Source organism: Mycobacterium gastri (genome assembly GCF_002102175.1).
Classification (GTDB): Bacteria; Actinomycetota; Actinomycetes; order Mycobacteriales; family Mycobacteriaceae; genus Mycobacterium; species Mycobacterium gastri.
The window spans coordinates 1-8,251 of record NZ_LQOX01000087.1; the positions used below are offsets into that span (position 1 = coordinate 1).

Below are 8,251 nucleotides of genomic sequence, written 5' to 3' on the forward strand. Positions count from 1 at the left end.
CTACCGGCCAGGACCCAATTCCTGACGGCAACCCACGATCACATGCAGTGAGGCCCCAGCCTCCCCATACCGTCTAGCTGCCGGGCTCAGCGCAGTCCTGGCTGGGCAGTCACATCTTCAACATTGGCCGCTGGCCGAGCCGGTACACATTGTGCCCACCTCACTCGGAAATTCAGGGTAACCACGAATGCTGCTGGTCAGCGAGTCCTCTTGCGCAGCCTTTGGATGCCTGGCTCTGTTTTCGGCACACCTCGGCTGTGTTTTCGGCATGCCGATAGCGCGCCTTCGCTCAAACCTCTTGTGATGGCAGGCGTTCGGGGATGTCTCACGTGCTCACCGTTATCGGCTGTCATGCCGCCGCATCGAGTGTGCAGTGACGGCTTTGAGTGTGTATGTAGGGCGGGAATATCCACGATCGGCCGCCCTGACGGCACAGTCGGCGCCCTGACGGCACACTCGGCGCCGCCAGCGCACCAGCACGCGATTTCCATCTCCCCACACCGGCGCGCAGCCCCACGACCGCTTTGGGTAGGCAAAGACTTCGGCGCGCAGCCGGGCGATCAGTGTCTCGCTTGTCACGTCAACGTTCATGTCACTCCTTGTCGCGCAGACCATTCGGCAATGCGCCGCTGGCGGTATCGGCGTTCCGGTGCGGTGATCGCATCGGTCAACGACAGCCGCGTCGCCGCGGCCGCCTCGGCGAACTTACCTTGACGGGCCAGCAGTTCACCGCGGACGGCGTGCCAGCGCTGATCCGGCTGGAGCTCCTCCAACTCCGCTAAACCCGCCGCGGGCCCGTCGGATTCGGCGACGGCGACCGCCCGGGCCAGCTCAGCGGGAGCGCTCGGCTGCACCGATAAGAGAAGGTCGTAGAGCCGGACGATCTCGGCCCAGTCGGTGGTGTCGTACGACGCGGCCCGGGCATGCTCGGCCGCGATCGCGGCCTGCAGCTGGTAGGGATCGGCGACCGCGCCCGTGCGGCGCAGCGATTCGTCGAGCAGACGAAGCGCCTCGGTGATCATGCCGGTGTCCCACGACGAGCGGTCCTGCTCGGACAGCGGCACCGGATCACCGGCGTCGTCGATCCGGGCGGCGCGCCGGGATTCGGTCAGCAGCAGCAGCGCCAGCACCGCCGTCGGCGCCGGTTCGTCGGGCATCAGCTGGTGCACCAGCCGGGCCAGACGCAGTGCCTCACGAGTCCCGTCGACGTCGGTGAGCCGGTCGCCGCCGGCCGCGGTGTGGGCGATCGTGTAGGACGCATGCACCACCGCGCATACCGCCGCCACCCGGGCGGGCAGCTCTTCGTCGGCCGGGACGCGATAGGGGATGCCGGCCCGGGCGATCTTGGCGCGCGTCCGGGTCAGGCGCTTGGCGACGGCGGCCTCGCTGATCAGCAACACCGCCGCGATCTGCGCCGGCGACAGGCCGCACAGGGTGCGCAGCACCAGGGTCACCTGGGCTTCCATCCCCAGCGCCGGATGGCAGCAGGTGAAGATCAGCCGTAGCCGGTCGTCGGCCACCATGCTGTCGGGCGGCAGGTCGGGCACCGCGAGCTCCACGCTGGCACGCTCCCTGTGCGCTCGAACGCCCTCGCGTCGCAACAGGTCGATCGCGACCCGGCGCGCGGTCACCGTCAGCCAGGCCCGCGGTTCGTCGGGCACACCGTTTCGCGGCCAGTCCCGCAGCGCGCGTAATGCCGCTTCCTGAACCGCGTCCTCGGCGACCTGCAGCGAGCCGACCGTCCGGACGAGGGTCGCCAGGATGCGGGTCCCCTCGATCCGGACAGTCTCGGCGAGCGCCGATTCCGCGTTCAACCGAAATCGATGATGGGACGCACTTCGACAGCGCCGTCCCAGGCGGCCGGGATCTCGGCGGCGATCCGGAGCGCCTCGTCCAGATCGGTCGCCTCGATGAGATAAAAGCCGGTCAGGGCCTCTTTCGTTTCGGCGTACGGACCGTCGCTGGTGACGACGTCACCGCCGCGGGCGCCGGCAACCCGCACCGTCGTCGCGGTCGCGGTCGGATACAGCGCTGCGCCGCCACGGATCGCGGCAGCGTGGTCCTGGCCGAACTTCATGTACTCGGCCATGTCGGCGGCCTGCTCGGGGGCTGACCAGTCGACGTCCCTGGTGTAGGTCAGTGCGGCGTATTGCGGCATGGTGTCCTCCTTGTTCCCGACGATCATCCGGGTGATTCCCGGATCTCATCAAGAGGACGATCGGCAACCGCCCAATCAGGACACACCGGCGCAAGTCGTATCGAACAGCACCGGAAGCGAGGTCGGTGACCGGAAAACCTGGCCGCGGATATGCGGGTCGTCGGCGGCGGGGTCAAGACGCAGACCGGGCAGCCGGTCGAACAACAGGTTGAGCGCTACCCGCATCTCCAGCCGGGCCAGATGCATACCCAGGCAGACGTGCACGCCGTGGCCGAAGCCGATGTGCGCCCTGGGCGGGCGGAAGATGTCGAACCGGTCCGGATCGGGGTAGCGGTCCTCCTGGCGGTTGGCCGCCCCCAGCATGGGCATCACCGAGGAGCCGGCCGGAATCGGCACCCCGCCCAACTCGGTGTCGCGGGTGGCGACGCGGGTGATGGTCAACAGCGGCGGTTCCCAGCGCACCGCCTCCTCGATCGCCTGCGGAAGCAACCAGCGGTCGGCCCGGACGGCGTCGAGTTGCGCTGGGCTGCACAGCAATCCGAACAGCATGTTGCCCAGCGAGCGGTAGGTGGTTTCCACGCCGGCCGGAAGCAGCAGCCGCAGGAAAGAGAAGATCTCCTCATCGGAGAGCTTTTCCCCGTCGATCTCGGCCTGGGCCAGGCCGCTGATCAGATCGTCGCGCGGTTCCCGGCGCCGCGCGGCAAGGATCGGCGCGAAGTACCCCTGCAACGCCTGCGAAGCGGCCCGCCCTCGCTGCGGGTTGACGGTGAAACTGAGCAGTGAGATCGACCAGCGCTGAAACTGCGGATAGTCCTCGCGCGGCAACCCCAGCAGACCGGCGATGATCTGCGTCGGATAGGGAAAGGTGAACTCCTTGACCAGATCGGCGTGGCCGCGGCTGGCGAACCGGTCGATCAGCTCATTGCCGACCTGCCTGACCAGCCCGTCCTCCCAACGGGCTAATGCTTTCTGCGAGAACGCCTTTGACACCAGGGCGCGATGGCGGCCATGTTCGGGCTCGTCCATGCCGAGCATGACGTGGCGGCCCAGCACGTCACCGAAGGCGTCAATGATGATCGCCGACGAGAACGTCTCGTTGTCCCGCAGCAGCTGCGCGACGTCTTCATGGCGGTAGACGATGAAGACGGGCTTGGATTCCTCGTGCGGCATGGCCGAGAAGTCGATGCGCTGCACCGGTTGCTCGCGCCGCAACCGGGCCAGCTCGGTGTAGGGATCCCGGACGTCGCCGGACACCACGTCGTCGAAGGCCCCGAAATCCTCGAGATCGTCGAACAGCTGCATGCGCACCCCCTTCAGGTAGCCGGATAGCCCACCGACTTGATCTGGGTGTACTGGTCGAATCCGGCGATACCGTTCTGCCGGCCTACCCCGCTGTCCTTGTAACCGCCGAACGGGGTATCAGCGCCGTACGGCGCGGCGCCCTGCACACCGATGAAGCCGGCCCGCAGCCGCCGGGCGACCGCCAGCGAGTGCTCCAGCGAACCCGACATCACGTTGCCGGCCAACCCGTACACGCTGTCGTTGGCGATCCGGATCGCGTCTTGCTCGTCGTCGAATCCGATGACCGACAGCACCGGACCGAAGATCTCCTCCTGGGCGATCGTCATGGAGTTGTCCACGTCGACGAAAAGCGTTGGCCTGACGAAGAATCCGCGGTCGAAACCGGTGGCCGCATCGGGCCCGCCGACCAGGCAGGTGGCGCCCTCTTCCACGCCCTTGTTGATGTAGCCGAGCACGCGCTGGCGCTGCTTGTCGGAGATCACCGGACCGCACAGGGTCGCCGGGTCCTGCGGGTCGCCCGGCATGACGTTGTCGTAGATGCTCTTCAGGATCGCCACCCCCTCGTCGTAGCGGGACCGCGGCAGCAGCATCCGGGTCGGGTTGGCGCAGCCCTGCCCGGCATGCATGCACGGCGCGATACCGATCGCACAGGCCAATCCGAACTCGGCGTCCTCCAAGACGATGGTGGCTGACTTGCCGCCGAGTTCGAGAAACAGCCGCTTGAGCGTCGCCGCGCCCTTTTCCATGATCCGTTTCCCGACGACGGTCGAGCCGGTGAACGAGATCAGGTCGACCTTGGGCGACAGCGTCAGCTCTTCGCCGACCAGGTGATCCGACGCGGTGACGACGTTGACGACACCTGCTGGGATGTCGGTCTTTTCGGCGATCAGCCGGCCCAGGCGGGTGGCGTTGAACGGGGTGTCCGGCGCGGGTTTGAGCACCACGGTGTTGCCGGTGCCCAGCGCCTGGCCGAGCTTGTTGATGGTGACCTCGAACGGGAAGTTCCACGGCACGATCGCGCCGACCACCCCGACCGGTTCCCGCCAGACCTTGCGGCTGGTCAGCTGCCCGGTGATGCTGACCAGCACGTCGCCCAGGTCGGTTTCCCACGGGTATTCGTCGATCAGCTTGGCCGGGTAGCGCAGCGCGTCGGCCAGCGGCGCATCCAACTGGGGTCCGAAGGTGATCGCGCGGGGGGCGCCGGCCTCGGCGATGAGCTCCTCGCGCAGCTCCTCCCGCTCGGCCTCGATGGCCTCCTGAAGCTGCAGTAGGCAGCGCTTGCGCAACTCCCGGTTGGTCGACCAGTCGGTCTCGTCGAAGGCCCGTCGGGCCGCGTCGATCGCCCGGTGCATGTCCGCCTTCGACGCGTCGGCGACCTCCCCGATCGGCTCTTCGGTGGCCGGGTTGATGTTGGTGAAGGTGCCGGCCTGTCCGTCGACCAGCTTGCCGTCGATCATCATCCTGGATTCGAACCGGACCTTTACAGTGTCAGCCATATTTGTTCAGCTCTCTTCAGACGAGGCTCACTATTCCGGCGCTCGTAGTGCCCCAGAGCGCGGGAGGCCCAGCGCCAGCCGGGTCACCCTATGGAGAGCCTTACCGGAAAGCAGCCGGTTGGCAACCATGAGCATCCGGGCGTCGGGACCTACGGCGTGCCGGGCAAAGGGCGAGCGGTCTTCCAGCGCGCCGGCCAGCGCTGCGGCGAACTGCTCGGGCGGGCGCGCCAATCGCATGGCGGCCCGGCCGCGCCGGTCGACCTTGCCGTGCAGCGCGGCGTACGGCCCGGACAGGTCGCGGTGATCCGACGTTCCGGCGTCGGTGATGATGTCGGTGTCGAAGGTTCCGGCAACCAAGACGGTGACACCGAGTCCGAACGGCGCCACCTCGGAGGCCAACGATTCGGCCCACCGCTCGAGCGCGCCCTTGGCCGCGGAGTACGCCGCGATCTCCGGCATGCCGCGTACGCCGCCCTGGCTGGAGATCATGACGATGCGCCCTTGGCCCGCGGCGCGCATTGCCGGCAGCAGCGCCTTCGTCAGCAGCACCGGCCCGAACACATGGGTGGCGAACATCCGCTGCCACAGGTCGATCGGCGTCTCCTCGACGGTTCCGGCCGCGGATATGCCCGCATTGTGCACCAGCGCCCGCGGCGGGCCGACCGCCGCCTCGATCGCTTTGGCGGCGGCCTCGACGGACGCGGCGTCGGTGAGGTCCAACTGAACCGGAATCAGCCGCGAATCCTCTGCTGCGGCACCGGCCGTCGCTCGCAATGCCACCAGGCCGGAGTCCGGTGACCGCATCGCGGCCACCACCCGCCAGCCGCGCCGGTACAGGTGTGCGGCCGACGCGAGGCCCAGCCCGCGAGACGCGCCGGTGATGACGACGGCCGGGGGCTCAGCCATGCGCCGGTCCACAGCGGCCACCGTCGGCCGGCGGCGTCACGTCCGGGCGGCCGTGGGGTTGCGCGCTCATCCAGGTCGACCAGATGCCCACCGAATACGGGCCCGGCTGACCGTTGCGTTCGTAAAAGCCTTGCGGGTCATAGACTTTGGCCTCCGGATACGGCCACGGGCAGGCGACGGAGGTAGCGGTCCCGGTCCACTTGATGATGGCGAAGCCGGTGCCGTAGGCGAAGTAGGCGAAGTTGATGAGGACGAACATCACCACGAAGATCGCGAGCTTGGGCCGACGGGGGAAAATGCGCGCTCGCTGAGCCAGCTTTTCGGCGACGGTGCGGCCGGTGTCGTCACGGTAAAGCAGCACCCCCGCGGGGATCATCACGAAAGTCACCATCACGGTTTCCCAGATGAACGGGAACTGGTAGGTCTGGCCGGCGAAGGCCGACCCGAACGGAATGACCTGGGAGTAGATATAAAAGCCGGTGCGCACCAGCGTCATCTCGAGCATCGCGTCGATGAGCATGCCGAGGGGCAGGATGATCACCGCCAGGGTGATCAGCGGGTGCCGCCAGACGAACGAGCCGACCGGACGACGGGCCTGAATTTTGCGCAGGATCCAAATGGCCGGGAAGTAGGGGCCCAGATAGAACATGATGTAGCCGATCACCAGGAACGGCTCCACGGTGGGCGACAGTGACACCAGCGGCCAGTCTTCCGGCCAATGCCACAGTTGCGGGTTGTACACCGCGTACGGCGCCCAGTTCATGATCGGGTCCTGCCAGACGATCAGCGTGGTGACGATACCCATCAGCAGAACCGGGTGGGCGGGATTTTTCGGCCAGACCACCACGTAGACCGCGATGATGATCGACATCGAGATGATCGTGAAGATCTGGAACAGCCCCAGCCAGTGCTGGTAGCCGAACAGCGGCTCGACCGGGCGGGGCGCGCCGGTGACCTCCGGATTGCGAATTCGCGGCGACACCGCGCCTTTTCGCGCGTAGTGAGCGACGACGGCGAGCACGGCGACGGCCATGAATATCCACGCGACCGCCCACCGGGAGCCCCGCTGGCGCGTGGACCGCCCCGTGATCGCCTGCGCGGTTGCGGTCATCGCTCAACCAGCGCCGAAACGGTCGACGAGATGGGAGTTGACGCCGTCGGGGTCCAGCCTCCGCGCCACCAGGTAGCCGGCCCCCATCCAGGCCCGCCGCGTCCACTTGCCCAGCGAAACCCTGGTCCCCGGGGCGCCGGCGGCGGCCGGCAGCATCTTCACCCGCTCCAGTGCCTCCTTCACGCCGCGCGGGCTCAGGGGGTGGGCATCGGCGAAAGCGTGCAGCAGAGTGTTCGCGACGTCGTGGTTGACCACCGGCACGCAATACTGGGGCCGCCGGCCATATTCCGCCTCGTAGCGATCCAGGAACGCCTGGCCCACACTGTTGGCTTCGTCGTACTGGTCGATCCCCGTCCAACCCGTCAAGGCTTGCCACATAATCGGATTGATCCAGGCGTTCTGAAACGCCGTGCTGGTGAACCGGGGCGGATCCCAGTTGAGTTCGGCCAGGGCCGGGTTGATGAACACGATGCCGAAGCCGAACCCGCAATGCACCAGCGCGGACGGCTTTGCCTCGTGCACGGTGCGGATCGCCTGGCCGACGTCCTGGGCGGTTTGGGCGATCTGCGCTTCGGCCACAATGCGAATGCCTTTGCGCCGAGAGGCATTCCGGAAGTTGCTCAGGTAGCTCTGGCCGACCAGCGATTGCTCGACCAGGACTGCCACCTCGGTGTGGCCGCCCTTGGCGAGCAGGTCCGCCCAGAAGATCGGCTCGTCGGTCATCGATCCTTGCGGGAACGCGAACGTCCACTCCCCCAACCAGTCATCGCTGCCGCAGACGTTGATGGCCGGAACCCGGAACCGTTCTTCGATCGCTTCCTTGGTCGGCACCGCGTTCTCACTGATGTGCGGCCCAAACACCGCCAGGCAGCCTTCGTCGACCAGTTCGCCGTAGACGTCGACCACTGCCTTGACCGTGCCCTTGGGCAGCCCCTCCACTTCCCGGTACACGATCTGCACCGGACGGTCGATGACCCGTTGCCGCAGCCCGTCGGCGAATACCAAGTCGAACGGCCGGGTCAGGTCGTCGCGCATCTCCTGCGGGTAGAACTCCGGTAGCAGGAAGTCGAACAGGTAGCCGATCTTGATCGGTTGCGCGGTGCTCTCGTAGGACAAGTCTGCATCTCCGTCAGCGGCCGACCCAACAAACCTAAAATTTGTTCTGACATTAGCGCGGTGGGCGGCGCAGCGTCAATCGTCACCGGCTAGGAACGCGCTGAATAACCTGTCCATTGTTGGTCGTGTCTGACGGCTGTGCGCGGTGTGGCGTGTGATGAT

The 8,251-nt window shown here is 67.0% G+C and carries 7 protein-coding genes; all 7 read right to left on the reverse strand.

Annotated elements, in window-relative coordinates:
* Positions 1–587: 587 nt before the first annotated feature.
* Entirely contained in the window at positions 588–1,814 is a 1,227-nt protein-coding gene (locus AWC07_RS08750; RefSeq protein ID WP_036409429.1) for an RNA polymerase sigma factor, read from the reverse strand.
* Complete coding sequence (locus AWC07_RS08755; RefSeq protein WP_036409434.1) at positions 1,811–2,158, reverse strand: YciI family protein; 348 nt, start codon at positions 2,156–2,158, stop codon at positions 1,811–1,813. The genes AWC07_RS08750 and AWC07_RS08755 overlap by 4 nt, the downstream gene beginning before the upstream one ends.
* Positions 2,159–2,233: 75 nt before the next feature.
* On the reverse strand, positions 2,234–3,460 hold the full coding sequence (locus AWC07_RS08760) for a cytochrome P450 (protein ID WP_036409432.1): 1,227 nt from the start codon (positions 3,458–3,460) through the stop codon (positions 2,234–2,236).
* A gap of 11 nt (positions 3,461–3,471) precedes the next feature.
* Complete coding sequence (locus AWC07_RS08765) at positions 3,472–4,956, reverse strand: aldehyde dehydrogenase family protein (RefSeq protein WP_036409433.1); 1,485 nt, start codon at positions 4,954–4,956, stop codon at positions 3,472–3,474.
* Between the two features lie 30 nt (positions 4,957–4,986).
* Positions 4,987–5,862 carry an SDR family oxidoreductase gene (locus AWC07_RS08770; RefSeq protein ID WP_036409435.1) on the reverse strand — a complete coding sequence of 292 codons (876 nt, stop codon included), beginning with the start codon at positions 5,860–5,862 and terminating at the stop codon, positions 4,987–4,989.
* Complete coding sequence (locus AWC07_RS08775; protein ID WP_036408610.1) at positions 5,855–6,973, reverse strand: spirocyclase AveC family protein; 1,119 nt, start codon at positions 6,971–6,973, stop codon at positions 5,855–5,857. Before AWC07_RS08775 ends, AWC07_RS08770 begins: the two co-directional genes overlap by 8 nt.
* Before the next feature lie 3 nt (positions 6,974–6,976).
* A complete protein-coding gene (locus AWC07_RS08780) occupies positions 6,977–8,089 on the reverse strand; it encodes an ABC transporter substrate-binding protein (RefSeq protein ID WP_036408607.1) in 1,113 nt (370 codons plus the stop codon).
* Positions 8,090–8,251: the final 162 nt, after the last annotated feature.

What these genes read in the sequence shown, in the direction of transcription:
- AWC07_RS08755 (WP_036409434.1), bottom strand. Translation starts at nt 2,158, where the DNA reads ATGCCGCAATACGCCGCACTGACCTACACCAGGGACGTCGACTGGTCA.
- AWC07_RS08760 (WP_036409432.1), bottom strand. Translation starts at nt 3,460, where the DNA reads ATGCAGCTGTTCGACGATCTCGAGGATTTCGGGGCCTTCGACGACGTG.
- AWC07_RS08765 (WP_036409433.1), bottom strand. Translation starts at nt 4,956, where the DNA reads ATGGCTGACACTGTAAAGGTCCGGTTCGAATCCAGGATGATGATCGAC.
- AWC07_RS08770 (WP_036409435.1), bottom strand. Translation starts at nt 5,862, where the DNA reads ATGGCTGAGCCCCCGGCCGTCGTCATCACCGGCGCGTCTCGCGGGCTG.
- AWC07_RS08775 (WP_036408610.1), bottom strand. Translation starts at nt 6,973, where the DNA reads ATGACCGCAACCGCGCAGGCGATCACGGGGCGGTCCACGCGCCAGCGG.